The sequence below is a fragment of the Ramlibacter tataouinensis TTB310 genome (assembly GCF_000215705.1).
In the GTDB taxonomy this organism is placed as follows: domain Bacteria; phylum Pseudomonadota; class Gammaproteobacteria; order Burkholderiales; family Burkholderiaceae_C; genus Ramlibacter; species Ramlibacter tataouinensis.
Genome location: NC_015677.1, coordinates 298,437 through 324,973, shown reverse-complemented (window position 1 = coordinate 324,973; position 26,537 = coordinate 298,437). Strand labels below are relative to the sequence as shown.

The 26,537-nt window shown below is 70.9% G+C and carries 27 protein-coding genes, 1 tRNA gene and 1 pseudogene; 13 read left to right on the top strand and 16 right to left on the bottom strand.

All coding sequences use genetic code 11. The annotated features are described in order from the left end of the window. The first annotated feature begins 32 nt into the window (after positions 1–32). From hemB to RTA_RS01560, 4 genes are read left to right on the top strand one after another with little or no spacing between them, the layout of a single operon-like run. Positions 33–1,043: a porphobilinogen synthase gene (gene hemB, locus RTA_RS01575; RefSeq protein WP_013899618.1), complete on the top strand. Its 1,011-nt coding sequence runs from the start codon at positions 33–35 to the stop codon at positions 1,041–1,043. Positions 1,044–1,049: 6 nt separating this feature from the next. Continuing rightward, positions 1,050–2,150: a magnesium transporter CorA family protein gene (locus RTA_RS01570; RefSeq protein WP_013899617.1), complete on the top strand. Its 1,101-nt coding sequence runs from the start codon at positions 1,050–1,052 to the stop codon at positions 2,148–2,150. 3 nt (positions 2,151–2,153) lie between these two features. Further along, the gene (locus tag RTA_RS01565; RefSeq protein WP_013899616.1) at positions 2,154–3,041 is read left to right on the top strand and encodes a LysR family transcriptional regulator; all 888 of its coding nucleotides are present in this window, start codon (positions 2,154–2,156) and stop codon (positions 3,039–3,041) included. Then, positions 3,026–3,763, top strand: a complete 738-nt coding sequence (locus RTA_RS01560) for a DUF72 domain-containing protein (RefSeq protein WP_013899615.1) — start codon at positions 3,026–3,028, stop codon at positions 3,761–3,763. Before RTA_RS01565 ends, RTA_RS01560 begins: the two co-directional genes overlap by 16 nt. Here the strand turns inward: RTA_RS01560 and RTA_RS01555 are convergent. The 4 genes and pseudogenes from RTA_RS01555 to RTA_RS20030 form a co-directional block, all read right to left on the bottom strand. Continuing rightward, positions 3,760–4,410: a glutathione S-transferase family protein gene (locus tag RTA_RS01555; protein ID WP_013899614.1), complete on the bottom strand. Its 651-nt coding sequence runs from the start codon at positions 4,408–4,410 to the stop codon at positions 3,760–3,762. The two genes, RTA_RS01560 and RTA_RS01555, sit on opposite strands and share 4 nt — an antisense overlap. A 7-nt stretch (positions 4,411–4,417) precedes the next feature. Then, a complete protein-coding gene (locus RTA_RS01550; RefSeq protein WP_013899613.1) occupies positions 4,418–5,266 on the bottom strand; it encodes an amidohydrolase family protein in 849 nt (282 codons plus the stop codon). Between the two features lie 55 nt (positions 5,267–5,321). Further along, positions 5,322–6,017, bottom strand: coding sequence for a dienelactone hydrolase family protein (locus tag RTA_RS01545; protein WP_041675894.1), 696 nt, complete (start codon positions 6,015–6,017; stop codon positions 5,322–5,324). An 18-nt stretch (positions 6,018–6,035) separates the two neighbouring features. After that, a pseudogene (locus RTA_RS20030) lies at positions 6,036–6,632 on the bottom strand (2-hydroxychromene-2-carboxylate isomerase); the annotation flags it as partial. Between the two features lie 83 nt (positions 6,633–6,715). Between RTA_RS20030 and RTA_RS01540 the strand changes: the two are divergent. The 3 genes from RTA_RS01540 (at position 6,716) to RTA_RS01530 (ending at position 10,271) form a co-directional block, all read left to right on the top strand. Next, positions 6,716–7,462 carry an SDR family oxidoreductase gene (locus RTA_RS01540; protein ID WP_013899611.1) on the top strand — a complete coding sequence of 249 codons (747 nt, stop codon included), beginning with the start codon at positions 6,716–6,718 and terminating at the stop codon, positions 7,460–7,462. Next, positions 7,462–7,929 (top strand): MaoC family dehydratase, encoded by a 468-nt coding sequence (locus tag RTA_RS01535; RefSeq protein ID WP_013899610.1) that lies wholly within the window; start codon positions 7,462–7,464, stop codon positions 7,927–7,929. Before RTA_RS01540 ends, RTA_RS01535 begins: the two co-directional genes overlap by 1 nt. Positions 7,930–8,069: 140 nt before the next feature. Beyond that, entirely contained in the window at positions 8,070–10,271 is a 2,202-nt protein-coding gene (locus RTA_RS01530) for a family 1 glycosylhydrolase (protein WP_013899609.1), read from the top strand. 31 nt (positions 10,272–10,302) lie between these two features. Here the strand turns inward: RTA_RS01530 and RTA_RS01525 are convergent, their stop codons facing one another. The 7 genes from RTA_RS01525 to RTA_RS01495 all read right to left on the bottom strand — a co-directional run bounded on the left by RTA_RS01525 (position 10,303) and on the right by RTA_RS01495 (position 16,215). Next, entirely contained in the window at positions 10,303–10,743 is a 441-nt protein-coding gene (locus tag RTA_RS01525) for a DUF7673 family protein (protein WP_013899608.1), read from the bottom strand. Positions 10,744–10,876: 133 nt separating this feature from the next. Next, complete coding sequence (locus RTA_RS01520; RefSeq protein WP_013899607.1) at positions 10,877–11,524, bottom strand: Crp/Fnr family transcriptional regulator; 648 nt, start codon at positions 11,522–11,524, stop codon at positions 10,877–10,879. A gap of 18 nt (positions 11,525–11,542) precedes the next feature. Continuing rightward, positions 11,543–12,244, bottom strand: coding sequence for an ABC-type transport auxiliary lipoprotein family protein (locus RTA_RS01515; RefSeq protein WP_013899606.1), 702 nt, complete (start codon positions 12,242–12,244; stop codon positions 11,543–11,545). Continuing rightward, positions 12,241–13,218, bottom strand: a complete 978-nt coding sequence (locus RTA_RS01510; protein ID WP_013899605.1) for an MlaD family protein — start codon at positions 13,216–13,218, stop codon at positions 12,241–12,243. The genes RTA_RS01515 and RTA_RS01510 overlap by 4 nt, the downstream gene beginning before the upstream one ends. A 26-nt stretch (positions 13,219–13,244) precedes the next feature. Beyond that, positions 13,245–14,045 carry an ABC transporter ATP-binding protein gene (locus tag RTA_RS01505; RefSeq protein WP_013899604.1) on the bottom strand — a complete coding sequence of 267 codons (801 nt, stop codon included), beginning with the start codon at positions 14,043–14,045 and terminating at the stop codon, positions 13,245–13,247. Further along, complete coding sequence (locus tag RTA_RS01500) at positions 14,042–15,148, bottom strand: MlaE family ABC transporter permease (protein WP_013899603.1); 1,107 nt, start codon at positions 15,146–15,148, stop codon at positions 14,042–14,044. The genes RTA_RS01505 and RTA_RS01500 overlap by 4 nt, the downstream gene beginning before the upstream one ends. 119 nt (positions 15,149–15,267) lie before the next feature. After that, positions 15,268–16,215, bottom strand: coding sequence for a LysR family transcriptional regulator (locus RTA_RS01495; RefSeq protein WP_013899602.1), 948 nt, complete (start codon positions 16,213–16,215; stop codon positions 15,268–15,270). A gap of 94 nt (positions 16,216–16,309) precedes the next feature. Between RTA_RS01495 and RTA_RS01490 the strand changes: the two genes are divergently transcribed. Then, on the top strand, positions 16,310–17,851 hold the full coding sequence (locus RTA_RS01490) for a CoA-acylating methylmalonate-semialdehyde dehydrogenase (protein WP_013899601.1): 1,542 nt from the start codon (positions 16,310–16,312) through the stop codon (positions 17,849–17,851). A gap of 9 nt (positions 17,852–17,860) precedes the next feature. Beyond that, the gene (locus RTA_RS01485; RefSeq protein WP_013899600.1) at positions 17,861–19,501 is read left to right on the top strand and encodes a GMC family oxidoreductase; all 1,641 of its coding nucleotides are present in this window, start codon (positions 17,861–17,863) and stop codon (positions 19,499–19,501) included. Here RTA_RS01485 and RTA_RS01480 read toward each other — a convergent pair. Both RTA_RS01480 and RTA_RS01475 read right to left on the bottom strand, forming a co-directional pair. After that, entirely contained in the window at positions 19,498–20,316 is an 819-nt protein-coding gene (locus tag RTA_RS01480) for a hypothetical protein (RefSeq protein ID WP_013899599.1), read from the bottom strand. The two genes, RTA_RS01485 and RTA_RS01480, sit on opposite strands and share 4 nt — an antisense overlap. 2 nt (positions 20,317–20,318) lie before the next feature. Further along, positions 20,319–21,353, bottom strand: coding sequence for a hypothetical protein (locus RTA_RS01475; protein WP_013899598.1), 1,035 nt, complete (start codon positions 21,351–21,353; stop codon positions 20,319–20,321). Between the two features lie 389 nt (positions 21,354–21,742). On the opposite strand from RTA_RS01475, the gene RTA_RS01470 reads away from it, so the two are divergent. Next, positions 21,743–22,501 carry a sulfite exporter TauE/SafE family protein gene (locus RTA_RS01470; protein WP_013899597.1) on the top strand — a complete coding sequence of 253 codons (759 nt, stop codon included), beginning with the start codon at positions 21,743–21,745 and terminating at the stop codon, positions 22,499–22,501. Between the two features lie 35 nt (positions 22,502–22,536). Further along, positions 22,537–23,073 (top strand): DUF2946 family protein, encoded by a 537-nt coding sequence (locus RTA_RS01465; protein ID WP_013899596.1) that lies wholly within the window; start codon positions 22,537–22,539, stop codon positions 23,071–23,073. Between the two features lie 7 nt (positions 23,074–23,080). Here the strand turns inward: RTA_RS01465 and RTA_RS01460 are convergent, their stop codons facing one another. Then, positions 23,081–23,995 (bottom strand): c-type cytochrome, encoded by a 915-nt coding sequence (locus RTA_RS01460; protein ID WP_013899595.1) that lies wholly within the window; start codon positions 23,993–23,995, stop codon positions 23,081–23,083. A gap of 132 nt (positions 23,996–24,127) precedes the next feature. Here RTA_RS01460 and RTA_RS01455 point away from each other — a divergent pair. Further along, a tRNA-Arg gene (locus tag RTA_RS01455) sits at positions 24,128–24,203 on the top strand. Between the two features lie 311 nt (positions 24,204–24,514). Here the strand turns inward: RTA_RS01455 and RTA_RS20025 are convergent. After that, the gene (locus tag RTA_RS20025) at positions 24,515–24,760 is read right to left on the bottom strand and encodes a helix-turn-helix domain-containing protein (RefSeq protein WP_013899594.1); all 246 of its coding nucleotides are present in this window, start codon (positions 24,758–24,760) and stop codon (positions 24,515–24,517) included. Between the two features lie 122 nt (positions 24,761–24,882). Between RTA_RS20025 and RTA_RS20545 the strand changes: the two genes are divergently transcribed. Next, complete coding sequence (locus RTA_RS20545) at positions 24,883–25,521, top strand: hypothetical protein (RefSeq protein WP_143762880.1); 639 nt, start codon at positions 24,883–24,885, stop codon at positions 25,519–25,521. Here the strand turns inward: RTA_RS20545 and RTA_RS20540 are convergent. Then, positions 25,518–26,474, bottom strand: coding sequence for a hypothetical protein (locus tag RTA_RS20540; protein ID WP_013899592.1), 957 nt, complete (start codon positions 26,472–26,474; stop codon positions 25,518–25,520). The two genes, RTA_RS20545 and RTA_RS20540, sit on opposite strands and share 4 nt — an antisense overlap. Positions 26,475–26,537: the final 63 nt, after the last annotated feature.

Here is a 26,537-nt window from a genome sequence, read left to right as displayed (position 1 = left end):
GCGCCTGTGGCGCTTCAGGCACAATTTTCCGCATGACCCTGCATGCACCGTACCCGCACGGCCGCCCGCGCCGGCTGCGCCGCGACGACTTCACGCGCAACCTGGTGCGCGAGCACACACTGACGCCGCACGACCTGATCTACCCGGTGTTCGTGCTGGACGGCCGCGGCCGGCGCGAAGCCGTGGCCTCCATGCCCGGCGTTGAGCGCCTGAGCCTGGACCTGCTGCTGCCGGTGGCCGAGGACTGCGTGGCGCTGGGCATCCCGGTGATGGCGCTGTTCCCGGTGATCGACGCCTCGCTCAAGACCGAGGACGGCCGCGAGGCCTGGAACGCCGAGGGCCTGGTGCCCCGGGTGGTGCGCGAACTCAAGCAGCGCTTCCCGCAGCTGGGCGTGATGACCGACGTGGCGCTGGACCCCTTCACCAGCCATGGCCAGGACGGCCTGCTGGATGCCACGGGCTACATCCTCAACGACGAGACCGTGCAGGTGCTGACCCGCCAGGCGCTGGTGCAGGCCGAGGCCGGCGTGGACATCGTCGCGCCCAGCGACATGATGGACGGCCGGATCGGCGCGATCCGGGCGGCGCTCGAATCGCGCGGCGCGATCCACACCCGGATCATGGCCTACAGCGCCAAGTACGCCAGCGCGTTCTACGGGCCGTTCCGCGACGCGGTCGGCTCGGCCGCCAACCTGGGCAAGGGCAACAAGAAGGTCTACCAGATGGACCCGGGCAACACCGACGAGGCGCTGCGCGAGGTGGCCCTGGACATCGCCGAGGGTGCCGACATGGTGATGGTCAAGCCCGGCATGCCCTACCTGGACGTGGTGCGCCGCGTGAAGGACGAGTTCCGCGTGCCCACCTTCGCCTACCAGGTCTCGGGCGAGTACGCCATGCTCAAGGCTGCCGCGGGCAACGGCTGGCTGGACCACGACGCCGTGATGATGGAAAGCCTGCTGGCCTTCAAGCGCGCTGGCGCCGACGGCGTGCTCACCTACTTCGCGCTGGACGCTGCCCGTGCCCTGCTCGGCGGGCGGCAGTAGGCACCGATGCAGATCGTCGAGGTCGCCGGCGGCACGCTGCGCTTCCTGGAGGCGGTGCCGGCGCAGGTGCCGGCCGACGGCTTCGTCTGGATCTACCTGGACCGGGAATCCCTGGCCCAGGAGCTGCCGGCGCTGCAGCAGGCGGCGCAGCGGCTGGGCGGGTCGGCCCTGCTGGACCTGCACGTGCAGGACCTGGAGAACCCGGCCCATCCCTCGCATTACGACTACACCTCGGTCTACGACCTGATGGTGTTCCGGCGGCTGGCCACCGAGGCGGAGGCCCGGGCCGAGATCGAGCTGGAGGCGGCGCAGCCGCCGCAGGCCCTGGCGCAGTTCCACCGCATCCGCAGCCGCGCGGTCGGCTTCGTGGTGTTCGACCGGCTGCTGGTGTCGGTCCATCCGGGCGGCTGCTTCACCGCCAAGTCCTTCCTGCAGCGCTACCTGTCCGATGCCCTCTACAACGACGGCCTCACCGTGGCCACCCGCAGCCGGCTGCCGGCCACGCCCTCGGACCTGATGCTGCGCATGGTCAACGTCATGGTCGACAGCTACCTGGAGCTGCGCAAGCAGCTGTCGGCCGAGATGGACCGCTGGCAGCAGGAGCTGCTGCTTCCGCAGGCCAGCGGCGCCGACTGGAACGCGCTGCTGGCCGCGCGCTCGCGCCTGCACTCGCTGGAGAACCTGTGCGAGGAGCAGAACGACGCCATGCAGGAATGGCTGGACAACCTGCTGGAGCAGCCCTGGCCCGGCCTGGCGCAGGCCGACCGCGACGCCCTGATCGCGCGCTCGCGCGACGTGATCGAGCACATCCAGCGCGTGGTGCACCACGTGCGCCGCATGGAACAGGGCGCCGAGACCGTGGTGCAGATCCACTTCTCCGCGCAGAGCCAGCGCACCAACGACATCATGCGGGTGCTGACGGCGCTGACAGCCATCTTCCTGCCGCTCAACCTGGTCACCGGCGTGTTCGGCATGAACTTCGAGCTGATGCCGCTGGTGGGCCAGCCCATGGGGTTCTGGGTCGCCGTGGCCGGCATGGTGGCCATCGCCTTGGCGCTGGCCTTCGTGTTCCGCCGCAAGCGCTACCTGGCCCGCACCGGGCGCTGACGCGTGGACACGCTGGAGCTGATCAAGACCTTCCGCGAGGTCGCGCGCCGCGGCAGCTTCTCCATGGCCGCCGAGGTGCTGGACGTCTCCAAGGCCAACGTCAGCAAGTACGTCGCCGAGCTGGAAACCCGGCTGGGCGTGCGCCTGCTGAACCGGTCCACCCGCATGGTGAGCCTGACCGATGCCGGCCAGCTGCTGCTGGAGCGCAGCCAGCCGCTGGTGGACATGATCGAGCTGACCCGGCTGGAGCTGCAGCACCGCGCCCGCGAGCCCAGCGGGCGGCTGCGGCTGACGGCGCCTCAGGGGCTGGGGCACGAGCAGCTGCCCGAGCTGCTGGGCGGGTTCATGGCGCGCCATCCGCAGGTGACGGTGAGCGTGGACCTGAGCAACCAGCTGGTGGACATGGTGGGCGAAGGCATCGACCTGGCGATCCGCGTCGGCCGCCTGGCCGACCCCAGCCTGATCGTGCGCAAGCTCCAGCGCATGGAATTCCTGGCCTGCGCCAGCCCCGCGTACTGGGCGCGACGCGGCCGCCCGGCGCATCCGGACGACCTGACCGACCATGACGCGCTGACGTTCGCCGTGCGCGACAACGGCCACGAGTGGCGCTTCGAGGTCGAGGGCGAGCCCTACACCGTGCCGGTGCGCAGCCGGGTCCATGCCACCGACCCCGTGCCCCTGCTGCCGCTGGCGCTGCAGGGCCTGGGCGTGGTGTACGCGCCGCGGCTGATCCTGCAGCCGCACCTGGACAGCGGCGCGCTCGAGGGCACGCTGGCGGCGTTCTCGCCGCGCGACGTCTGGCTGCACGCCGCCTATGCGCAGCGCCGCCACAACAGCGCCGCGCTGCGGGCGCTGGTCGCCTATCTGGAAGAACGGTGGCGGCAGGACTGAGCTTCATCGGCTGCGCCGGCTGGAGCCTGTCGCGCGCGGTGCAGCCGCGGTTCCCGCCCGAGGGCAGCCACCTGCAGCGATATGCCGGCCGCTTCAACGCCGTCGAGATCAACTCCTCGTTCTACCGGCCGCACGCGCGCGCCACCTACGAGCGCTGGGCGGGCGACGTGCCGGAGGGCTTCCGCTTCTCGGTCAAGCTGCCGCGCGGCATCACGCACGAGCGGCGCCTGGCGGGCTGCGGGCCCGAGCTGGACGGCTTCGTGCAGCAGGTGGCCGGGCTGGGCGCGCGCCTGGGCGTGCTGCTGGTGCAGCTGCCGCCCAGCCTGGCGTTCGAGCCCGCGACGGTCCGCGCGTTCGCGCAGCAGCTGCGGTCCCGGCATGCAGGCCCCGTCGCGGTGGAGCCGCGCCACACCAGCTGGTTCGAGCCGGGCGTCGACGCGCTGCTGCGGGATCTGCAATGGTCCCGGGTGCTGGCCGACCCGGTGCTGCACGAGGCCGGCCGCTGGCCCGGCGGCTGGCCGCAGCGCGTGTATCTGAGGCTGCACGGCTCGCCGCGCATGTACTACTCGGCCTACGAGCCGGCGCTGCTGCAGGCGCTGGCATGGCGCATCGTCCAGGCGCTGGACCAGGGCATCGAGGTCTGGTGCATCTTCGACAACACCGCCGCCGGGGCCGCGGTGGGCGATGGGCTGGCGCTGGTGCAGGCGCTGGCAGCGCGTTAGACGAAGGGCGCGGCTAGCTTCTCGTTGGCCAGGACGCGCTGCACCGCCGGGCGGGCCAGCATGCGCTGGAGGTAGGGCCCCAGATACGGACGGCTGCGCGCCGGCGCCGAGGCGAAATTGCGGGTCCAGCGGCACAGCGTGAATACGTAGGCGTCCACCGCGCTGAAGCGCTGGCCCAGGAACCACTCGGCGCCGTGGCGGGCCAGCTCGGCATCGAGCTGGTCCAGCAGGCCGGCGATCCTGCGCTCGGCCTGCGCCTTGACTTCGGCGGCGCAGGCGGTGTTGCCTTCGGCGACCCAGCGCTCCGGATAGAAGTAGACGATCAGCGTCGCCTGCAGCGTGTTGGTCAGCCAGGCCAGCCACTTGTAGAAGTGCGCGCGCCCGGGACTGCCGATAGCCGGCGCCAGGCCGGCCTGCGGGTTCGTGTCGCACAGGTGCAGCACGATGGCCGCCGTCTCGTACAGCACCAGGTCGCCCTCGGTCAGCACCGGGATCAGGCCGTTCGGGTTGAGCCGCAGGTAGGGCGCCTGCTTGTGAACGCCTGCGGCGCGGTCGACCAGCACGCGCTCGTAGGGCGCGCCCATCTCCTCCAGCACGATGTGCGGGACCATGGAGGCGGTGCTGGGGTAATAGTGCAGCTGGATCATCGTTGTCCTACTTGGGGTCGGCGACGCCGAACAGGGAGGCGCCATTGTCCCAGGCGATGCGGCGCGCCACCCCGGGCGGCAGGGCGCCCAGCCAGCGGCGGTAGCCGGCCATCAGCTCGTCGTAGTACAGCCACCGCTGGTTGACCCAGGTGTCCGAGCCGATCACGAAGCGCGTCGGGTACTTGAGCAGCAGCGCGCGCCAGTCGCCGCACAGCGTGCCGCCGTCGCAGGTCAGTCCCGGCCGGTAGGACAGCTCGCCCACCAGCAGCGGGTATTTGGCCATCAGCTCGTCGACCCGCGCCGCGGGCGCGCCGGCGATGCCGGTGTGGGCCCAGATCAGGCGGACCTTCTGCCCGCGCGAGGGCGTGGCGGCCATCAGCCGGTCCACCGCCACGTCGTCCACATGCGCCAGCACCGCAAGCTGCCGCTCCTCGGCCAGCTGCATCAGCTTGCGCGCCACCGGACCCTGCGCGTTGGCGCTGTCGTACAGGTGGAACTCGCCGATGCCGCGGAACGGCCCCGCTTCGGTGCCGCGCGCCAGCTCGGTGCGCACCATCTCGTAGATGCCCTCGTCACGGAACCAGCTGGTGTAGTCGGCCCGGTTGCGGTACAGGCGCACGAAGGGCACCACCGCCACGCCGGCCTGGCGGGTCTGCGGCGACGAGGCCAGGGCCTGCGTGCCGTCGTTCGGCCGCGAGTTGGCGATGATCGCGCGCACGCCGTTGCGCTGCATGCGCGCCAGCACGTCGGCCAGCGGGTGCGGCCCGGACCAGGCCTCGTCGTTGTAGTGCAGGTGGGCGTCGAAGAGGGGGCCGGCATAGTCCGCCGCCGCGGCGGGCAGGGCGGCGATGGCCAAGACGGCCGCCACCCACCCGGCTGCCAGGCCTTGGAGGAAACGGCCCACCGGCCGCTCACCCCAGGTGCTTGGCGAAGAACGCCAGCGTGCGCTCGCGCGCCAGCTTCGCCGCCTCGGCGTTGTGCGAGCCGCGCTGGTCGCAGTTGAAGCCGTGGTTGGCCTGGTAGACGTGCACCTCCACGTCCGGGTGGGCGCGCTTGAAGGCTTCCACGCTGTCCAGCGGGATCCAGTGGTCCTGGTCGCCGAAGTGCGCCAGCACCGGCACCCGGGGCACGCGGGCCACCTCGTCCGGCGTGGTCACCCCGCCGCCGTAGTAGGGCACGGCCGCCGACAGGCCCTTGAGCGTGCAGGCGGCGCGCCAGGTCAGCAGGCCGCCCCAGCAGAAGCCGACGATGCCCACCTTGCCCGAGCCGGCCTTCTGCCCCGCGGCCCAGTCGATGGCGGCCTGGATGTCCTGCATCACGCCGGGGGCGGGCAGCGCCTCCACCGCGGTCTTGAGCGCGAAGCCGGCGCTCATGTCGGCCTCGGCATAGCCCAGCTCGACCTGCGGCTTGACCCGGTGGAAGGTGGACGGGGCCACGGCCAGGTAGCCCTGCGCCGCGTAGCCGTCGGCCACCGAGCGGATGTGCGAGTTGACGCCGAAGATCTCCTGCAGCACCACGACGGCGGCCCTGGGCTGGCCGGCGGGCCTGGCCACGTAGGCCGGGAACACGTTGCCGTCGGCGGCCTTCAGATCGATGAATTCACCCATGAGGTTCTCCTTGTCGTTGCGGTTGAGCCTGCGCTCCAGGAAGTCGAGCCGGTCCTGGCCCCAGAAGATCTCGCCCTCCACCACGTAGCTGGGGGCGCCGAACACCCCGGCGGCTATGGCCTGCCGCGTGGCGGCTTCATAGCGCCCCTGCACCTGCGCATCGCGCGCGTCCTGCAGGCGCTGCACCGGCAGGCCCTGCTCGTCCAGCAGCTGGGCCAGCACGGCCGTGTCGGCGATGTCGCGCTCCTGGGCCCACACCGCCGCCAGCACGGCGCCGACCAGCCGCATCGCCGCTTCGGTGCCCTCGCGCATGTCCACCGCGATGATCAGGCGCGCCGCGTCGTCGCCGGCCACGGGAAAGAACCGGGGCTTCAGGTTCAGCGGCAGCCGCAGATGGCGCGCGAAGCGCTGCAGTTCCACCAATCGGTAGGCCTGGCGCTGCGGCGCCCGCTGGGGCAGGGGCAGGCCGCCGGAGACCGGGAACACCTGGCCCAGGTCCATGGGCAGCACGCGCACCGTGGCGCCGGCCGCCTGCGCGATGCGCATGAAGCGCTCGTGGCCCAGGTAGGTCCACGGGCTTTGCGGCGCGAGGAAGTAGTCGATGCGCTGGCTCACGGTACGTCTCCGGTGCACCCTGGCGGGTGTCTTTGCTGTAATGGGTGCGAAGCTTACCCGCAGGTCGCAGGGAAAGGACGGGCATGGACAAAGTCTTGTTGGTCACTGGGGCAAGCCGCGGCATAGGCGCGGCGACGGCGCTGCTGGCCGCCCGGCAGGGCTGGGCGGTGGCCGTGAACTACACCGCCAACTCCTCGGCCGCCGATGAGGTGGTGCGGCAGATCGGCGCCGCGGGCGGCACCGCGATCACCGTGCGCGCCGACGTGGCGCAGGAGGACCAGGTGCTGGCGATGTTCGAGCAGGTCGACGCCCGGCTGGGGCGGCTCAGCGGCCTGGTCAACAACGCCGGCGTGGTCGACGTGACGGCCCGGCTGGAGGAGATGAGCGTGGCGCGCTGGAAGCGCATGTTCGACATCAACGTCATCGGCAGCCTGCTGTGCGCGCGCGAGGCGGTGCGGCGCATGAGCACGCGCCGCGGCGGCGCGGGCGGGGCCATCGTCAACCTCTCCAGCGCCGCGGCCCGGCTGGGCGCGCCCGGCCAGTACCTGGACTATGCGGCCGCCAAGGGCGCGATCGACGCCTTCACCATCGGGCTGGCCAAGGAGGTGGGCGCCGACGGCATCCGCGTCAACGCGGTGCGGCCCGGGCTGATCGAGACCGAGATCCACGCCTCGGGCGGCATCCCCGACCGGGTGCGGCAGCTGGCCCACCAGGTGCCCATGCAGCGCGGCGGCACGGCGCAGGAGGTGGCCGAGGCCATCGTGTGGCTGCTCTCGCCCGCGGCCAGCTACACCACCATGAGCCTGCTCGACGTGTCGGGGGGCCGCTGATGGACAGCCCCGCGGTCACCACCTGGTGGGAGGACCTGCAGCCCGGCTCGGTGCGCGAGCTGGGCTCGGTCACGCCCACGGCGCAGGAGATCAAGGACTTCGCAGCGCGCTTCGACCCGCAGCCCTTCCACCTCGATGAAGCCGCCGGCAAGGCCTCGGTCTTCGGCGGCCTGTGCGCCAGCGGCTGGCACACCTGCGCGATGGCGATGCGGCTGACGGTGGACAACCTGCTGCGCACCTCCAGCAGCATGGGCTCGCCCGGGCTGGAGAACCTGCGCTGGATGAAGCCCGTCTACCCGGGCGACACGCTGACGCTGCGGCACCGCGTCACCGAGTCGCGGCCCTCGGCCAGCCGGCCCGACATCGGCCTGGTGCGATCGGTGTGGGAGATGTTCAACCAGCGCGGCGAGCAGGTGCTGCACATGGAAGGCCATGGCATGTTCCGGCGACGGCCGCCGCAGCCGTAGCAGGACCTCAAGCCTGCACAAGTTCCGGCGCTTGCCGGGCTGGTGCGCGATACATGGCCGAGGAGGGGCGCCCGCCCCTCGCGGACATCGTCAATAACGTCCTACAAATAGACCCTGGGGCCCTGTCAAGGATGTGGGCCATGACTTCGTACAACGATCTGACCCCCGCTCTCCCCTCGTCCCCTTCCCTTTCATCGTCTCCTGCTTCCACCGACCATGACCCCGCCGCCCTGGAACTCTGGGGCGGCTACGAATGCACCGTCAACCGGGTGGGCGACCGCTGGTTCGACCAGACGCCCCGCAGCGGCCACGAGCATCGGCTGGACGACCTGGCCCTGTTCGCCGGGCTGGGCATGCGGTCGCTGCGCTACCCCGCCCTGTGGGAACGCATGTCGCCGCGCAGCCCCGACGAGATCGACTTCCGCTGGACCGACGAGCGCCTGCCCGAGATGGCCCGCCTGGGCCTGAACCCCATCGTGACGCTGTGCCACCACGGCAGCGGCCCGGCCTACACCAGCCTGGTCATGGACAACTTCGCGGCGGGACTGGCGCGCCACGCCGCCGCCGTGGCGCGGCGCTACCCCTGGGTGCGCGACTGGACGCCGGTGAACGAGCCGCTGACCACCGCGCGCTTTTCCGCCCTGTACGGCTACTGGTACCCGCACACCACCGACGAAGGCCTGTTCTGGCGGGCCCTGCTCAATGAGATCGATGCCACCCGGCTGGCCATGCGCGAGATCCGCGCGGTCAACCCGCAGGCCCGCCTGGTGCAGACCGACGACCTGGGCTTCTGCCACGCCACGCCGCCGCTGCAATGCGAGGCCGACCACCAGAACGAGCGCCGCTGGATGGGCTGGGACCTGCTGTGCGGCAAGGTGGTGCCGGGCCACGCCCTGTGGGAGCGGCTGTGCGCCTTCGGGCTGGAGGAGCGGCTGCGCGCCATCGCGGACGACCCCTGCCCGCCCGACGTGGTGGGCATCAACCACTACCTGTCCAGCGAGCGGCTGCTGGACCACCGCGTCGAGCGCCACCCGCACCGCGCCATCGCCGACCGCGAGCTGGGCGACTGCGCCGGCATCCCCTACGTGGACGTGGACGCCATCCGCAACCACCGCCCCGGCGTGCTGGGCCTGCCGCAGCTGCTGCGCCAGGCCTGGGAGCGCTACCGCCTGCCGCTGGCCGTGACCGAATGCCACAACGGGGCCACCCGCGAAGAGCAGGTGCGCTGGTTCGTGGAGGTGTGGGAAGGCGCGCAGCAGCTGCGGCGCGAAGGCATGGACCTGCGCGCCGTCACGGCCTGGTCGCTGCTCGGGTCCTATGACTGGAACCGGATGGTCACGCGCCATGCCGGCCACTACGAGCCCGGCGTGTTCGACGTGCGCTCGGGCCGCCCGCGGCCCACGCTGCTGGCGCGCGTGCTGCGCGACCTGGCCCAGGGCCGGCCGGCGCAGGCGCCGGGCCTGGAGGCGCCCGGCTGGTGGCGCCGCGAATCGCGCTTCATCGATGCGCCGGCGGGCCAGGCCCACGTCCCCGTGGCCGGACACAGCGGCGGACCGGCCGCCTGCGACGACGGCGCCCCGCTGCTGATCGTCGGCGACGATGGCCCGCTGACCCACCTGGCGCAGCGCGCATGCGAGGTGCGCGGCCTGCGCCATGTGCTGGCCGGCGCCGGCAGCGCCCTGGCGCAGTTGCGTGCCTGCAGGCCCTGGGCGGTGCTGGACGCCCGGGACCGCGACCACGTGACCCGGCCGCTGACCACGGTGCCCGAGCCCGCCAGCGGCCGCCTGCCGGCCCTGGCGCGGCAGTGCGCCGAGCTGGGGGTGCCCTGCGCGCTGTTCGTCACGGCGGTGGGCGGCGCGGCGCCTGCGCCGCTGCCCAGCGGCGTGCTGGTGGCCCGCACCGGCCCGGTGTACCTGCCATGGGACCGCAGCGCGCGCGCCGTGCGGCTGCTCGACGCGCTGGACGCCGGGCAGGCCGTGGCGGCGGATGCCGGCCATCCCTGGACCGCGGTGTACGGCCCCGACCTGTTGGACGGCGTGCTGGACCTGCTGCTGGACGGCATGGACGGCGAGGCGCATTTCGTGCCGCTGGAGAGCTGGACCGAGGCCGACTTCGCCCGCCAGCTGGCGCTGACCGCCGACCGCGACGCCGGCCAGGTCACCGCGCACGGCGAGCCGCTGCCGCCGGCCGACGCCGGGGCCGCCGGGCGGCCGACCTCCTACCTGCCGCCCGGCGAAACCACGCTGGAGCGCTTCGTGCGCGAGTCGCGGCTGGCGCGTGTGGCGGGCGAGGAGGCGGTGCAGCCGCGCGAGGACGAGGTGCGCATGGAGGAAGCGCACTGACCCGCCGCCGGCGGACCCGGCTCCCGCCGCATCAGGCGCGGGCCAGGCCGCGCCTGTCCAGGAAGCGGCATACCCGCGCGGGGCCGCCCTCGACCTGCTCGGCCAGGTTCAGCCGGGCGTAGCGGAAGGCGTCGAGCACGGCGAGCATGTCGTCGCCGACGGCCGGCTCCAGGCCGCGCAGCGTGACCAGCGGCAGCGGCTTGTTGTTCCAGACCGCCGCGATGAACTCGCCGATCTCCCGTGCCTGGCGGGCCTGGCCCTCCTCGGCCAGGCGCAGCAGGCGCTCGAAGGCCAGCAGGCCCCGCTCGGTGGCCTGGTGCGCGCTGATCTCCTCCACCATCATGCGCGCGCGTTCCATCAGCGTGCCCTCGTGGTCGATGCGCAGGCGGTCGCCGCGTCCGACGACCAGCTGCACATGGTTGATCCGCTCCAGGCGGGCCCGGTGCCGCCGGTCGCGCTCAGCTCCATCCATCGCAAATCCCTTCTCTCGGCAAGCGCCGGCACGGCGCCGGCCTTCTTTGCAGCCGTTGTACTGCAGCGCGCGCCCCACGTGAAGTGGAAGTATCCGCAGCGCCGGCCGCGGCACGGGAGGGGCCGCCGGCGGCTCAGCGCGGCTGCGGCGGTGCGCCCGACTGCAGGACACGCACCAGCTGGTTGCTGGTGTTGCGCAGCCGCTGCGCCAGCAGCTGCGTGATCTTCACCAGCAGCTTGGCGCCGACGCCGGGATGCCGCGTGATCAGGCCGGCGACGTCGGCCCGCGTCATCACCGCCGCCTCCACCTCGCTGAGCGCCCAGCAGCTGGCATAACGCGGCTCGCCATCCAGCATCGACATCTCGCCCAGCAGGGCCCCCGGCCGCAGCACCGCCAGGCGGGTGACCTCGCCGGCCTGCGGATGGTCGGCCTCCAGCCCCAGCTTGCGCTTGCCGATGTCCACCGTGCCGGCCAGCAGCAGCATCATCCAGTCGCTGGGGTGGTCCTCGGCGATCAGCCGCTGGCCGGGGCGCGCGCGCACCCGCAGCATGGCCTGGCCCAGGATATCGGCCTCGGCGGCGGTGAAATCCTGCAGCAGCGGCGACTGCTCCATCAGGCCGGGCCAGCGCGACAGCTGCTGGCAGGGGCCCAGCAGCTCCAGGCCGGCCTCGCGCATCAGGGCCTCGGCCGAACGCGCCGGTCCCGCGGCGGTGACCAGGGCCGCGGCCTCGGCGGTTGGGGCGTCGGTCGGTGCGGCGGGCGGCGGCGTGTCCCGGGGCATGTGACGGCCTTTCCGCCCTCAGCCCGCGGGAGCCGGCGCCGCCGGCGCGACCTGGCCCAGCCAGCGCGCGATCTCGCCGGCCAGGGTGTCGACCGCATCGGCCAGCGCCTGCACGCCGCCCGGCGCGTCCGGCGTGGGCGCGGGCCGCGCGACGGAGAAGCTGCGCTGCGCCAGCAGGCGCTCGCCCTCCGGCGTGTTGCGCGACAGCGTGGCGCGCAGCCGCAGCACGCCGGCGCTGGCGCTCTCGCTCTGGAAGTGCTGCGCGAACTCCTCCAGCTCCAGGCGCAGCACCCGCGGCCGCGCGTTGCCGTCCCGGCCCAGCGCGGCTTCGCCCAGGTTCAGCACCACCATCTGGCGGCCCAGGTGCTCGCGCAGGCGCTGGCGGATCAGCTGGGCCGGGGGCGCGCTCCACCGCGACTGGGCATAGGGCCGCAGCTGGTGGGCGTCGGCATAGCCCAGGCGATACAGCACCGCCGAGCCGTCCAGCGCGGCGCCGGCCTCGACCTCGGGCAGCACCAGCGGCGGCTGGGCCGGACCGGCCGCTGGCGCCGTGGCCAGCGCCAGCGGACCGAAGTCGTACAGCGTCGGGCGCTGCGGCCGGTCGACGAAGGTGCCGCAGGCGGCCAGCAGCGCGGCCAGCAGGCCGGGCGCGGCCCAGCGCGGCAGGGCCCGTGTCCAGGCGCGGCCGCCGCCGGCATGTTGCCGAAGGGCCCTCTTCATCGGCCGGCCTCCCGGGGGTCGAAGCCTTGCTCGCCCGGCCCCGGTTCCACGGCCCCGGCACCGAAGATCAGGGACTGCGGGTTGTCATTGATGCCGGTGACCGTGCGCGAGAGCTGGCGCACCGCGCGCGAGGTGTCCTCGGTGGCCCGGTTGATGCGCGGCAGCGTCGAGCTGCTGAACGACTCGGCCGCCTGCGCCAGCGCCGCCGTGCCCTCGGCCAGCCGCTCGACGGGGCCATTGGGCGCGTTCAGCCGCTGCGCGGTGCGGCCGACCTCGGCCAGGGCACCGCGCGCCTCGTCCGAGGTCTCGCGCAGCGAGCGCACCGCCGCATCGGCATCCTTGACGAAATCCGGGATGCTCACGCGGTCGGGGCCCAGCTGCGCGTTCAGCACGGTGGTCAGGGTGCCCGACAGGGTGCTGATGTCGGCCGCCGCGCGACCCACGTTGTCCAGCGCGCCGGTCAGGCGCTTCTGGTTCGGGTCCGCCAGCACGTTGTTGAGCCGGCTGGTGATCTGCTCCACCTGCTCCAGGATGACCTCGCCGCGCTCGGCCAGCGAGGCGAGCAGCCCCGGCTTGAGCGGGATGCGCGGCGGCTCGCCGTCGTCGCGCACCAGGCGCGGCGCCGGCTGGCCGTTGTCGTCCAACTGCACGAAGGCCAGGCCGGTGACGCCCTGGAAGCTGAGCGTGGCGAAGGTGTTGCGCGTGACCGGCGCCTGGCTGTCCACCGACAGGCGCACCAGCACGCTGCCCTGGGCCTGCGGATCGAAGCCTATGGATTCGACCTTGCCGACGTCCACGCCGCGGTAACGCACCGGCGCCTGCTCCTGCAGGCCGGTGACGGTCTCGCGCGTGGAGATCTCGTAGATGTCGCGCTCGCCGGTGTCGCGCGTGAGCCAGGCCGCCAGCACTAGCAGCAGTGCGGCGACCAGGACGACGAAGACGCCGGCAGCCAGGGCGTGGGCCTTGTTTTCCATGCGCTTGCCTTTCTTTTCTCTCTTGGTCAGATGGTGAACGGGTACTCGCGCAGCAGCTCCATGGCCCGCTGGCCGCGCTCGCCCAGGAAGAAGTCGTGCACGAAGGGATGCTGGAAGGCGATCACCTCCCTGGGCGGGCCGGTGACGATGACGCGCTGCTCGGCCAGCACCGCGATACGGGTGGACAGCTCGTACAGCGTGTCCAGGTCGTGCGTGACCATCACCACCGTCAGGCCCAGGTCGCGGTGCAGCGAGCGCAGCAGGCGCACGAAGCCGTCGGAGCTGTCCGGGTCCAGGCCGGCGGTGGGCTCGTCCAGCAGCAGCAGCGGCGGGTCCATGATCAGCGCCCGCGCCAGCGCCACGCGCTTGATCATGCCGCCGGACAGGTCGGCCGGCATCTTGTCGGCGTCCTCGGGTTTGAGGCCCACCATGCGCAGCTTCACCATGGCGGCATCGCGCACCAGCTTGGGCGGCAGGGTCTTGAGCTCGCGCAGCGGGAAGGCGATGTTCTCCAGCACGCTGAAGGCGGAGAACAGGGCGCCGTGCTGGAACAGCATGCCGATGCGGCTGGCCGCGCCGCGCCGCGCGGTGCGCCCCACCGGCTCGCCCAGCACCCGGATCTCGCCGCGCTCGGGCTGCTCCAGCCCCAGGATCTGCCGCAGCAGCACGGTCTTGCCGGTGCCCGAGCCGCCGACGATGGACACCACCTCGCCCGCTCGCACCGTGAGGTCCAGGTCCTTGTGGATGACGAAGCGGCGGCCGGGCGCGTGGAACACGCTCCACAGCTTGCGGATCTCGATCACGGCCGCGGCGCCGCCGGCCGTCACAGCCCCACCTCCTGGAACACGATGGCGAACAGGGCATCGACCAGGATCACCACCGTGATGGCCGTGACCACCGAGGCCGTGGTGCCCTGGCCCAGGCTCTGGGTGTTGGGCTCCACGCGCAGGCCGAAGTGGCAGCCCACCAGCGCGATCAGCAGGCCGAACACCACCGACTTGCCCACCGCCAGCACCAGGTTGCCCAGGGACACGGCCTCGGGCAGCGCGTTCAGGAAGAAGGTGGGCGTGATGCCCAGCGCGACGTAGGCCGCCAGCAGGCCGCCGGCCAGCGAGCACAACGTGGTCCAGGTGCTGATCAGAGGCATGGCGATGGCCAGGGCGAGCGCACGCGGCAGCACCAGGCGGAAGCTGTGCGAGATGCCCATCACGCTCATCGCGTCCAGCTCGTCGGTCACCCGCATCACGCCGATCTGCGCGGTGATGGCCGAGCCGGAGCGCCCCGCGATCAGGATGGCCGCCAGCATGGGCCCTAGCTCGCGGATCAGGGCGATGCCCAGGATGTTGACGATGAAGGCGTCGGCGCCAAAGGCGCGCAGCTGCTGCGAGGTCAGGTACGCCAGCACCACGCCGATCAGGAAGCCGACCAGGGCCGTGATCGGCAGGGCCGTGGCGCCGATGCGGTACAGGTGGCCGGAGAAATCACGCCAGGGGCCCAGGTGCGGCGCGCGCAGCAGCTGGCCCAGGTTGAGCGCCAGCTGGCCGATCAGCCGCACGAACAGCTGCAGTTCGTGGCCGGCGTGGAGCACGCGCGACCCCAGGCCCAGCCAGGCACGGCGCCAGCCGGCACGCCGGCGCGCCGGCGTGCCGGTCGTGTACTCGGCCACCCGCTCCAGGATGGCGCGCTGCGCCGGCAGGGCCTGCAGCTGCTCCGGCCAGCGCCGGCCCCAGTGGTCCCACAGCAGCTGGGCGCCCACATGGTCCAGCTGCTCGGCCTGGCTCAGGTCCCAGGCCTGGCCCGGCCCGGCGCCGCCCAGGCGGGCCAGCAAACCGCGCAGCAGCCGCGGCCGGGCGAACTGCGCCGCGGTCCACTGGCCCAGCACGCGCGCCGGCCCGCCGCCGTGGGCGGACGGGGGCTCGAGGCGGGGCATGCTGTCCTGCATGGGCGCTGGCGTCGTGAGGCGTGGGGGGCGTTCATCGTAATGGCTGAGTGCGCGCCCGCCTGTAGGAAAGCCGGACGAGCCGCGTCCCCTTCCGCGGATGAGCCAGCCTAGCGGCCGGGCAGCGGAAACCCCGGCGCCAACGCCTGACGCAGGTGGTCAACCAGCAGCTGCACCGCCCGCGGCACGCGCGGCGAGCCGGGGCGCAGGGCATAGAGGCGCTCGCCGAAAAAGCCCAGCGGCTTCCACTGCGGCAGCACCTGCACCAGCTCGCCGCTGGCCAAGCCGGGCGCGGCGCTGAAGTCCGGCAGCAGGGCGATGCCCAGGCCGGCCAGCGCCGCCTCGCGCAGCACCTCGCTGTTGTTGGCCTTGAGCGGCCCGGCGATGGGCACCAGCACGCGCTCCGGCCCGCGCCGCGTGTCGCGCTCGAACGACCAGCCCTGGCTGGTGCCGTCGCGCAGGTAGGCCAGGCAGGCGTGCTGGGCCAGCTCGGACGGGTGCGCCGGCGTGCCGCGCCCGCGCAGGTAGGCGCTGCTGGCCGCCAGCAGCGAGCGCGAGCCGCACAGCGGCCAGGCCACGTAGCTGTCGGGCGGCACCTGGGTGTGGCGCACCGCCAGGTCGAAGCCCTCCTGCGCCAGGTTGACGAAGCGGTCGTCGAGGTGGAGCTCGAGGCGGATGTCGGGATAGCGGCGCATGAAGGCCGGCAGCGTGGGCGCGAGGTGCTGGCGGCCCAGGGCCACCGGCGCCGTCAGGCGCACCCGGCCGCGCGGCGTGCCGGCCAGGTCGCGCACGCTGGCGAAGCTGTGCTCGATGCGCTCGAACGGGCCCTGCGTGTCCTCCACCAGCTGCTGGCCGGCCGGCGTCAGCGAGACGGAGCGGGTGGTACGGCGCACCAGCGGCACGCCCGCCGCGCGCTCCAGCTCGCCGATGCGCAGGCTCACCGTGGCCTTGGACAGGCCAAGCCGCCGCGCCGCCTGGGTGTAGCTGCGCGTCTGCGCCAGCACGGTGAGCAGGTGCAGGTCGGCGAAGGCGGGCGCGGGCGTTTGCATGGGCCGCATTGTTCAACATCTCGAACAATCTGATCGGCTGGCCGCTCTTTGCAAGGCGGGGCCCAGCGCATAGACTGGCCGGCCGCCCTCAGGAGACAACCGCATGAACGCACCCGACAAGACCCCGGCCGGCGCCGGTATCGCCTCCATCGAACACTGGATCGCCGGCCGCCTGGTGCCGGGCCGCAGCGGCCGCCGCGCCGAGGTCTTCAACCCCGCCGTCGGCCGGGTGACCGGTCAGGTGGCGCTGGCCAACGCGGGCGAGGTGGCGCAGGCCGTCGCCGCCGCCCAGGCCGCCTTCCCGGCCTGGGCCGACACGCCGCCGATCCGCCGCGCGCGCGTGATGTTCAAGTTCCTGGAGCTTCTCAACCGGCACCGCGACGAGCTGGCCCGCGCCATCACGGCCGAGCATGGCAAGGTGTTCACCGACGCCCAGGGCGAAGTGACGCGCGGCATCGACATCGTGGAATTCGCCTGCGGCATCCCGCAGCTGCTCAAGGGCGACTACACCGACCAGGTCTCCACCGGCATCGACAACTGGACGATGCGCCAGCCGCTGGGCGTGGTGGCCGGCGTCACGCCGTTCAACTTCCCGGTGATGGTGCCCATGTGGATGTACCCGGTGGCCCTGGCCGCCGGCAACAGCTTCATCCTCAAGCCCAGCCCGCTGGATCCGACGCCGTCGATCATGATGGCCGAGCTGCTCAAGGAGGCCGGCCTGCCCGATGGCGTGTTCAACGTGGTGCAGGGCGACAAGGACGCCGTCGATGCGCTGCTGGAACATCCGGACGTCAAGGCGATCTCATTCGTGGGCTCGACGCCGATCGCGCAGAAGATCTACGAAACGGGCGCGAAGCACGGCAAGCGCGTGCAAGCCCTGGGCGGCGCCAAGAACCACATGGTGGTGATGCCCGACGCCGACATGGACCAGGCGGTCGACGCGCTGATCGGCTCCGCCTTCGGTTCCGCCGGCGAGCGCTGCATGGCGATCTCGGTGGGCATCCTGGTGGGCAACGCCGCCGACCAGATCATGGCGAAGCTGAAGGACCGCACCGAATCGCTCAAGGTGAAGAACGGCGTGGAACTCGACGCCGAGATGGGCCCGATCGTCAGCAAGGTGGCGCACGAGCGCATCACCGGCTACATCGGCCAGGGCCAGACGGAAGGCGCCAAGCTGGTGGTGGACGGCCGCAAGTTCCAGGGCGCCAAGGCCGGGGCGGGCTGCGACAACGGCTTCTGGATGGGGGGCACGCTGTTCGACAACGTCACGCCCGACATGAAGATCTACAAGGAGGAGATCTTCGGCCCGGTGCTGGGCTGCGTGCGCGCCAAGGACCTGAAGGAAGCGGTCGACCTGATCAACGCCCACGAATTCGGCAACGGCGTGTCGCTGTTCACCCGCGACGGCAACACGGCGCGCGAGTTCTCGCGCCGCGTGCAGGTGGGCATGGTGGGCATCAACGTGCCCATCCCCGTGCCCATGGCCTGGCACGGCTTCGGCGGCTGGAAGAAAAGCCTGTTCGGCGACATGCACGCCTACGGCGAGGAAGGCGTTCGCTTCTACACCAAGCAGAAGTCCATCATGCAGCGCTGGCCGGAGAGCATCGGCAAGGGCGCCGAGTTCGTGATGCCCACGGCAAAGTAAGCTTCGCCGATGAGCGAAGCGACCTTCGACTACATCATCATCGGCGCCGGCACGGCCGGCTGCCTGCTGGCCAACCGCCTGTCGGCCGACAAGTCCAGGCGCGTGCTGCTGATCGAGGCCGGGCGCAGGGACGACTACCACTGGATCCACATCCCGGTGGGCTACCTGTACTGCATCGGCAACCCGCGCACCGACTGGCTGTACCAGACCGAGGCCGACGCCGGCCTGAACGGCCGCATCCTGCGCTACCCGCGCGGCAAGACGCTGGGCGGCAGCTCCAGCATCAACGGCATGATCTACATGCGCGGCCAGGCGCGCGACTACGACCACTGGGCCGAGCTCACCGGCGACAGGGGCTGGCGCTGGGACCACTGCCTGCCCTACTTCAAGAAGCACGAGGACTACCACAAGGGCGCCGATGCGCTGCACGGCGCCGGCGGCGAGTGGCGGGTCGAGCGCCAGCGCCTGCGCTGGGACCTGCTGGACGCGTTCGTCGAGGCGGCGCAGCAGGCCGGCATCCCGCGCAACGACGACTTCAACCGCGGCAGCAACGAGGGCGTGGGCTACTTCGAGGTGAACCAGAAGGACGGCTGGCGCTGGAACACGGCAAAGGCCTTCCTGCGGCCCATCTGCTACGGCCGGCCCAATTTCGAGATGTGGACCGGCGCGCAGGTCAAGCGGCTGCGGATCGAGCCCGGCCCCGACGGCGGTCTGCGCTGCGTCGGGGCCGAGGTGTGGACCGGCCGCGAGATGGTGAGCGCCGCCGCGACGGCCGAGGTGCTGCTGTGCGCCGGCAGCATAGGCTCGCCGCAGATCCTGCAGCTGTCGGGCGTAGGCCCGGCGCCGGTGCTGCGGCAGCACGGCATCCCCGTGCTGCGGGACCTGCCCGGCGTGGGCGCCAACCTGCAGGACCACCTCCAGATCCGCGCCGTCTTCAAGGTGCGCGGCGTGACCACGCTCAACACCCTGGCCAACAGCTGGTGGGGCAAGGCCCGCATCGGCCTGGAATACGCGCTGTCGCGCAGCGGACCCATGAGCATGGCGCCGTCCCAGCTGGGCGCCTTCACCCGCAGCACCCCGCAGCAGCCCTGGCCCAACATCGAGTTCCATGTGCAGCCGCTCAGCCTGGATGCCTTCGGCGAGCCGCTGCACGACTTCGACGCCTTCACCGCCAGCGTCTGCAACCTGAACCCGACCAGCCGCGGCACGGTGCGCATCCGCAGCCCGCGCTTCGAGGACGCGCCGGCCATCGCGCCCAACTACCTCAGCACCCCCGAGGACCGGCAGGTGGCCGCCGACTCGCTGCGGGTGGCGCGGCGCATCGTCGCCCAGCCCGCGCTGGCGCGCTACCAGCCGCAGGAATGGCGGCCCGGCCCGCAGTACCAGAGCGACGACGAGCTGGCGCGGCTGGCCGGCGACATCGCCACCACCATCTTCCACCCGGTGGGCACGACCAAGATGGGCTCGGACGACGACCCGCTGGCGGTGCTGGATGCGCAGCTGCGCGTGCGCGGGGTGGCCGGCCTGCGCGTGGTCGATGCCGGCGCCATGCCCACCATCACCAGCGGCAACACCAACTCGCCCACGCTGATGATGGCGGAGAGGGCGGCCGAGTGGGTGCGGCGCGCGGCAGGTGCCACGGCGGCCTAGAAATCGCGCCTCAGGGTCAGCGTCAGGTCGTCGTAACCCAGGCGCGGCTGCCGCACCGTGCCCACCGGCGCGCCGTTGCGGTACAGCGTCCGGGTCTGGCTGACCACCTGCCGGGCCCGCGTCCAGCGCAGCGCGAGGCGCCAGGCCGCATCCGGCGCCTGCGCGTCCACGCCCAGCGCCAAGGCCCAGCGCCGGCCTCCGTCCAGGCGGGCGTCGTCGAACAGCCCGTTGAAGTCGACCTCCAGGCGGTGGTAGGCGCTCACGCGCGCCTCCACCTGCGGCCACAGCCGCCAGCCGCGGGCCGCCTCGGCAGGACCGCGCCAGCGCAGGCCTGGCATCAGCAGCCAGGAGGTCTCGACCAGCCCGGTGACCCGGCCGATCGACTCGATGTCGCGGTGCTGGCGGGCGCCCTGCAGCAGCAGCCAGGCCTCGCCCCAGGACCCTGCAGGCCCGGGACGCCACAAGAGCGTGAGGTCGGCATCGTGGTGGCGCGAAGCGGTCTGCAGGGGAGCGCCGGTCTGGGTCTGGCCGTCGTAGTCGAGGCGGCCGGCGGCCCAGCCCGCCTCGGCGGCAAAGGCCGGCCCGTTGGCCGGTGCGAAGCTCGCGCCGAGCTCCACCCGCCCCATCACGCCGCGTTCGGCCAGCAGGCGCTCGCCCGTGGCCGACTCCTCGAACAGGCGCCGCTGGGTCGCCCCGGCGGCGGCGTTCCACTGCAGCACCGGCGGCTCGGGCGCCTGCGCCATCGCCGCGCCGGCGAATGCCAGCACCCAGCCGGCGGCGAACCCTGCGCGCCGCGGGCGCTGGCCGGCCCCCATGCTCAGAGCTGCGCCTGCAGCTCGGCCAGGGTGACCGTCTGGGTCTTCTCGTAGCCGCCGTCGCCGTTGGTGTCGATCTGGACGCTGAACGTGTCGGGCGCCGTCACGGCCAGGACCACGGCCGAGTTGTTGGCGCCCGTCACGGTGATGCGGCCGGCCGTGATGCGGCCGCTGCCGTCCATGGCCAGGGGCGTGGTCGTGGTGATCACATAGCTGACCGTTCCGGCGCCCACGCGCGGGTTGGTGGTCTCCACGGTCGCGTCCAGGTCGGAGCTGGCCGCCAGGCCGTTCACGACCAGGGTCTGCCTGTAGTTCTTCCACACCACGGGACGGTCGCCGGCGGCGCTGGCGAAGGCGCTGCCGCTCACCGTGATCGTCTGGTCGGTGTCGCTGTTGGCCACCCAGTCGAAGCGGCTGTCGCCGTTGAACACGATGGTCTCGGTGCCGTCGCTGACCGAGTAGTTGCGCATGCTGATGCTGAAGGACACATTGAATGGCGGCATGCCGCCCAGGGTGCCGCTGTGGACCGTCAGGCTGAAGCTGCCGTTGATGGTCATCGCGATGCCGCCGGCACCGTCGTCGAAGCGGCAGTTGTCGGCCACGGTGCTGATGCTGTCGCCGGCGGTGAAACCGGCTTCCGGGTTGGAAATGGATCCGCTGGTGCGCAGGGTGCCGCCCGCAGGGCAGGCCTCCGTCTGGTCGACCGCCACGCCGGTGGCGACGCCCGCGGTCGGCCGGGCGAGCGAAGCGACGGCGCGCAGCGACTGGGCCAGCTTCCGGGTGGCGCCGTTGCCGCCACCGGAGGCGGGGTCGACCTGCACGCCCGCAGCCAGGCCGGCACCAGCCTGCGCGGATTCGGTGTTGCTCACGCTGCCCACCGCCTCGGCGCTGACGGCCATGGCGTTGGACTCGGTGATGGTGACGGCCGCGGCCGTCGGGCTGTTGGTGCCGCCGCCGTCGCCGCCGCCCCCACCGCCGCCACAGGCCAACAAGAAGAAAGCGGGCAGCAATGCAGCCGCGGTCCGGATGAAACGCATGGAAGACCTCCTCGATATCGTGAATGCCGTGCCCAACGGGCGGCCGCGTCCACTATAGAGATGCTCATCCTTGACGTCACCAGAGGTGTCGCTTTCGCATCATCGGGGTCTTGACGAGAAGCCCGGGAAAGTCCTGATGCACTAAGGCAGTGCGAACTCGTAGAGTCACGCCACTCGCAACAGCGCTTGCGCTCGAAGGCGAGGGTCCGAGGAGACAAACTCTCGACAGAACATCAAAAGATCGGCCGGCCTCGAAGACAGCGATGCAGGCTCAAAAGGCGCCCTTGGGGGCGCCTTTTGTTTTTCCGGCAGGGGATGCTCGGTGCCCGGCGCGGCCTGGCTGCATTGCTATCAAATCCGAAGCACAGCCGGATGCGACAATCGGTTGCATGGAACTGCTGCTGATGTCCCTGGCCTCGCTGCTGGCAGGCTTCGTGGACGCGATCGTCGGCGGCGGAGGCCTGATCCTGGTGCCGGCGCTGTTCGCGATCTTCCCGACGACGCATCCCGCCAGCCTGTTCGGCCTGAACAAAGGCGCCTCGGTCTGGGGCACGGCCATGGCCGCGCTGCAGTACAGCCGGCGGGTGGATCTGCATTGGCGTGCGCTGCTGCCGGCCGCGGCGGCGGGCCTGGCCGGCGGTTTCGCCGGCGCCTGGGCCGTCACCGTGGTCTCGGCCGACTTCCTGCGCAAGCTGCTGCCCTTCGTGCTGCTGGGCGTGCTGGCGTACACGCTGGTGAAAAAGGAGCTGGGGCGCCACCACGCCCCGCGCCTCGCCCCGGGTGCCGAGCGGCTGGTGGCCTGCGGCATCGGCCTGACGCTGGGCTTCTACGACGGCTTCTTCGGGCCGGGCACGGGCAGCTTCTTCGTGTTCCTGTTCGTGCGCTGGCTGGGCTATGACTTCCTCAACGCGTCCGCCGCGGCCAAGCTGCTCAACACCGCCACCAACCTGGCCGCGCTCGCGCTGTTCGCGCTCAAGGGCCATGTCTGGTGGCACTACGCACTGGCCCTGGCCCTGGCCAACGTGGCGGGCAGCCTGATGGGCACGCACCTGGCGCTGCGCCACGGCGCCGCTTTCGTGCGGGTGGTCTTCATCGCCGTGGTCAGCGCGCTGATCCTGAAGACAGGTTACGACGCGTTTCTGCGCTGACGCCCAGGCCCGCGGCCTTCCCATAATGGGTCTACATGGATGACATCGTCCGCCAGGCCATGGCCAAGTGGCCCAACGTCCCGCACTGCTACGGCTGGCTGGGCCTGGACGCGCGCGGCAACTGGTACATGCGGGACGACCGCGCGCAGGCGGCCGGGCCTTTTCCGCAAGCCAAGGGCTCGCTGCTGCGGCACGAGAAGCTGATCGAGTTCATCCACCGCAACTACGACCGCGACGCCCAGGGCCAGTGGTTCTTCCAGAACGGGCCGCAGCGGGTGTACGTGGAGCTGGAGGCGACGCCGCTGGTCTGGCGGCTGCACACGGGTTTCTCGGTGGCCGCCCACACCGGCCGTCCCGCCCGGGCCCGGGCGGCTTTCCTCGACCAGCAGGGCCGGCTCTACCTGGACACCGACATCGGCTTCGGCCTGGTGCACAGCCTGGACATGGACCTGGCCGCCGACGCCGTCGAGCAAGGGGTGTGGGTGCCGCAGGAGCAGCCCGCCGAAGAGATGCCGGCCCGCTTCGGCTATGTGCCGAGTCCGGCGGCCGGCCGCGTTGCACGGCCAGCCTGAAACCGCCTTACTTGGCGGCGTTGACCATGTACTCGACGGCCGCGCGGATGTCGGCGTCCGACGCATTGGCGGCTCCGCCGCGCGGGGGCATGGCGCCCTTGCCCTTGATGACGGACCCCACCAGCACCGGCAGGCCCTGCTGGATGCGCGGCGCCCAGGCGGCCTTGTCGCCGAACTTGGGGGCGTTGGCGACACCCGCCACGTGGCAGACGGCGCAGGCCTGCTTGTAGAGCGCTTCGCCGGCACCCGCGGCGGCGGCCACCGTCGCTGCAGGCGCTGCCGCGGGAGCCGGTGCCGCTGCGGCCGCCGGGGCGGGAGCAGCCGCGGGAGCCGCTGCGACGGCCACCGGGGCAGCCGGGGCCGGTGCCGCGTCGGCCGTGGCGCCGGCGGCGGGCCGCTGCGGCTCGGCGAAATTGGCGCCGGCCGAATTGGCCATGTAGGCCACGGCGCGCGCGATCTCCACGTCCTCGAAGTCGCCGCCGGCCTGCGGGGGCATGGCGCCCTTGCCCTTGAGCGCGGAAGTCACCAGGGTGTCGAAGCCGCTGCGGATGCGCGCGGCCCAGGCGGCCGTGTCGCCCAGCTTGGGCGAGCCGGCGACCCCGGCCACGTGGCAGCTGGCGCATTGCGCCTTGAACACGGTCTCGCCGTTGGCCAGCGGGCGGTTGGCGTCGCGGATCTCGACGGTGCCCACCTTCTGCAGGCGCTCGGCCACGCCGCGGCTGAGATCTTGCGCCGTGAGGCCGCCCAGCGCATACGCCTCGGCGCGCGTGCTGCCGGCGGGCTTGTTGTCGGAGGTCACGTAGGCCACCAGCCCGATGATGATGAACACGGGCACCAGGAAGGAGAACAGCACGGCCCACAACAGCTGCTTGGGCGTCCTGATCGGGCCGGTATGGTTGGCTTCCTGCATGCTCTCGCTCATGGCGTCCTCAAGTGATTCGGGGCTTTGAAAACAACCTTAGATTATAGACGGCGCCCCCGTGCCGGCCGGTCTGCCCGGCCTTGCGGCGGCGAGGCGGGCCGCATGGGCGATAATGCGGCTCGCATCCCGAATGCGGCTGTAGCTCAGTGGATAGAGTATTGGCCTCCGAAGCCAAGGGTCGTGGGTTCGATCCCCGCCAGCCGCGCCACCTTCCATGTTCGCCACCGTTCGCGACGGTGTGTCGAGACCCTCCCGGTCTATTTCCTTCTACTATAGAAACCCTGGATTGCTATCCGCGCACGTGCGCCGTCATTCGCTGACATCCGCGTACCGTTAGGGGTTTCGCAGGGGTTTCGACCAGCTCTCGGGGGTTTCTGAAACCCCTGACGAGTATCCGATGTTTCCCGGCGCTATAAAAATATGAGCAACTGGACGCTCGGGGATCGCGGCGCCGCCACGAGCTGCGCTGCACCGATTCCGCTCTATGCTGTTTAAAGTACCGCGCGCCCCACCCACTTTTCACAAGCTGGCAGCCGCAAGCAAGACGGAAGGCCGCTTGCCCAAGGCTTTTGCGATCCTGGAAAGGTTCATGAGTGTGAGGTTGTGCTCTCCCCGCTCGATGCCACCAACATAGCCACGGCCGAGCTCTGCCTCGGCGGCTAGGGCTTCCTGCGATAGGCCGACCTCCCCGCGAGCCGCGCGGATAGCAGCGCCCAAGGACGCGAGTTCCTTGTTGCCTGCGAACTTTGGCGAGGGCTTCGGCACGCGGCCGATGCTCTGGCGTTGACGCCTTTAGCACCACGGGAGACAATACCCAGGTGTACTGCGGTAGCGACTTCGAACAGTTCTGGTCGGCGTGCCGCGGCAGCCGCATACACCCCTTCGACATGCCCTTCTTCGAGGCAGAAAAGCGGCTAGCGGCGAACGGGCGCCGGGCGGCGAGCTTCGAGACCAGCCAGTACGGACCCTGGCCGTTCGACGGGCCGCTGGACCAGGCGAAGGTGGTGATCTGCCTCGGAAACCCACGATATTCGCCTGCGGACGCGCAGCACGCGGCTCTGATGGAACGGCAGCGCAGTGGGCAGGAGCCATTGCCGAAGCCGTGGGACAGCTTCTACGGGCCCAATATTGCGCGGCCGATCGACATGAAGCTTGACGACTTGAGGCGGAAAGTCTGCGTGCTTAATGTGTGCCCGTATCCATCCCGCCGAATGGAAGACACGGAGGTCCGCTTTGCCGCGGGCTTACCTAGTATCTGGGCAGCACAGAAGTTCTTGCGCGAGGTTCTGCTGCCGCGTGCCGAATCAGGCGAGCTGCTCTTAGTGCTCCGCCGCAAGCATCAGCTTTGGGGCGTGCACGAGGGTTTCGCTGCGCCCAACATTGCCCTCGTGCGCGAGCCAGCGATATCCGCACGACTTACAGATGAGCTTGGAAAGCGTATAAAGCACTGGTTAGAAGGACAAGCCAGTGGAATGCATAGTGGCACAGCCGCCGGCAGCAATGCTAGACGTGTTCGGCGGGGTTAACGACTGATCTTACGTAGCACCGTGTCGACTGCCGCGCTGCCGGCCGGCACCAGCTCCGCACTAGCAATGGAAATAGGCGCCTCTGCTTTGCATCTTTGCGCCATTCGGACGAAGTTTTTGTCCGCGGACAAAAACAAATCTGCATCCACAAGGTAGGTAACAAGTTGCGAATCGGCAGGCGTACCGTCAGTTACCCTATGAAATCGTTGCTGAAACTCTAAGGCGAAGCGCAGCCACGTCCGGGGCATTCGGGCTGCTTGCACGTCTCTAAGCCAAAACTTGGTTAGATCTGCTGAGGGCACCGAAAGCAGGGGAAGCAAGACTACTCCTTCCAGCCACTCCTGATACGTGTGCCGCTCCATGCTAAGTGCAACCATCCATATGGTCATTGCAGCATAGCGCCAAGGCTCAAAGTCTTCTCCATCCCAGTTGTTTGCCCGCTCTCCAAAGCGCCCACGCAGATCAGCAAGAGGAACCGTCCCGAACTTCAGCGGCATTTCTTTTGCCTGCTCGCGGATTTCGTAAGCCTCAGCTTGAGCCCTTTCGAGGATGCCTGCGTCTGCAACATCCACTCGAAATCGCTCGAAATTAGACTGATGTCGCGCTCGATCCCAGAATCCGCCACGCGAACGTTTCCAATCGAATCGCAATCGGCGATGCAACGTCAGATCAGGATCCTCACGCAGCCATGCTGGTCGTAGTCGGCGAACCTCCGAGAGTAGCTCTTCAGCCTCGGAGTAGGCCTCAGGCATCATTCTCTTCCAGTTAGGGTCGGTGAGCGCGTCGAGCAGCCGCATGCGGAGGTCTTCGTCCGAGGCCCGAAATGCCTCATAAACGACGGCAGGCGCGACCAGAATCTGATGCGGACCAGCCCTTACTGCTCTCCTGATTTTGAACACAGCATCTTCATCGACGATGTAGCGCCAAACATTGCTGTCGAGGAGAACTCGCATCTCAGGTGTCCATGGTCATTCGGACTGTGCAGCAGTTCAAGCTATTCAGTCAATAACAAGCTC

Bases quoted from the DNA above. Each gene is read 5' to 3' on its own strand.
- hemB (WP_013899618.1), top strand. From the start codon at position 33: ATGACCCTGCATGCACCGTACCCGCACGGCCGCCCGCGCCGGCTGCGC.
- RTA_RS01570 (WP_013899617.1), top strand. From the start codon at position 1,050: ATGCAGATCGTCGAGGTCGCCGGCGGCACGCTGCGCTTCCTGGAGGCG.
- RTA_RS01555 (WP_013899614.1), bottom strand. From the start codon at position 4,410: ATGATCCAGCTGCACTATTACCCCAGCACCGCCTCCATGGTCCCGCAC.
- RTA_RS01545 (WP_041675894.1), bottom strand. From the start codon at position 6,017: ATGGGTGAATTCATCGATCTGAAGGCCGCCGACGGCAACGTGTTCCCG.
- RTA_RS01540 (WP_013899611.1), top strand. From the start codon at position 6,716: ATGGACAAAGTCTTGTTGGTCACTGGGGCAAGCCGCGGCATAGGCGCG.
- RTA_RS01535 (WP_013899610.1), top strand. From the start codon at position 7,462: ATGGACAGCCCCGCGGTCACCACCTGGTGGGAGGACCTGCAGCCCGGC.
- RTA_RS01530 (WP_013899609.1), top strand. From the start codon at position 8,070: ATGACTTCGTACAACGATCTGACCCCCGCTCTCCCCTCGTCCCCTTCC.
- RTA_RS01525 (WP_013899608.1), bottom strand. From the start codon at position 10,743: ATGGATGGAGCTGAGCGCGACCGGCGGCACCGGGCCCGCCTGGAGCGG.
- RTA_RS01520 (WP_013899607.1), bottom strand. From the start codon at position 11,524: ATGCCCCGGGACACGCCGCCGCCCGCCGCACCGACCGACGCCCCAACC.
- RTA_RS01515 (WP_013899606.1), bottom strand. From the start codon at position 12,244: ATGAAGAGGGCCCTTCGGCAACATGCCGGCGGCGGCCGCGCCTGGACA.
- RTA_RS01510 (WP_013899605.1), bottom strand. From the start codon at position 13,218: ATGGAAAACAAGGCCCACGCCCTGGCTGCCGGCGTCTTCGTCGTCCTG.
- RTA_RS01500 (WP_013899603.1), bottom strand. From the start codon at position 15,148: ATGCCCCGCCTCGAGCCCCCGTCCGCCCACGGCGGCGGGCCGGCGCGC.
- RTA_RS01495 (WP_013899602.1), bottom strand. From the start codon at position 16,215: ATGCGGCCCATGCAAACGCCCGCGCCCGCCTTCGCCGACCTGCACCTG.
- RTA_RS01490 (WP_013899601.1), top strand. From the start codon at position 16,310: ATGAACGCACCCGACAAGACCCCGGCCGGCGCCGGTATCGCCTCCATC.
- RTA_RS01485 (WP_013899600.1), top strand. From the start codon at position 17,861: ATGAGCGAAGCGACCTTCGACTACATCATCATCGGCGCCGGCACGGCC.
- RTA_RS01480 (WP_013899599.1), bottom strand. From the start codon at position 20,316: ATGGGGGCCGGCCAGCGCCCGCGGCGCGCAGGGTTCGCCGCCGGCTGG.
- RTA_RS01475 (WP_013899598.1), bottom strand. From the start codon at position 21,353: ATGCGTTTCATCCGGACCGCGGCTGCATTGCTGCCCGCTTTCTTCTTG.
- RTA_RS01470 (WP_013899597.1), top strand. From the start codon at position 21,743: ATGGAACTGCTGCTGATGTCCCTGGCCTCGCTGCTGGCAGGCTTCGTG.
- RTA_RS01465 (WP_013899596.1), top strand. From the start codon at position 22,537: ATGGATGACATCGTCCGCCAGGCCATGGCCAAGTGGCCCAACGTCCCG.
- RTA_RS01460 (WP_013899595.1), bottom strand. From the start codon at position 23,995: ATGAGCGAGAGCATGCAGGAAGCCAACCATACCGGCCCGATCAGGACG.
- RTA_RS20545 (WP_143762880.1), top strand. From the start codon at position 24,883: ATGCCCTTCTTCGAGGCAGAAAAGCGGCTAGCGGCGAACGGGCGCCGG.
- RTA_RS20540 (WP_013899592.1), bottom strand. From the start codon at position 26,474: ATGCGAGTTCTCCTCGACAGCAATGTTTGGCGCTACATCGTCGATGAA.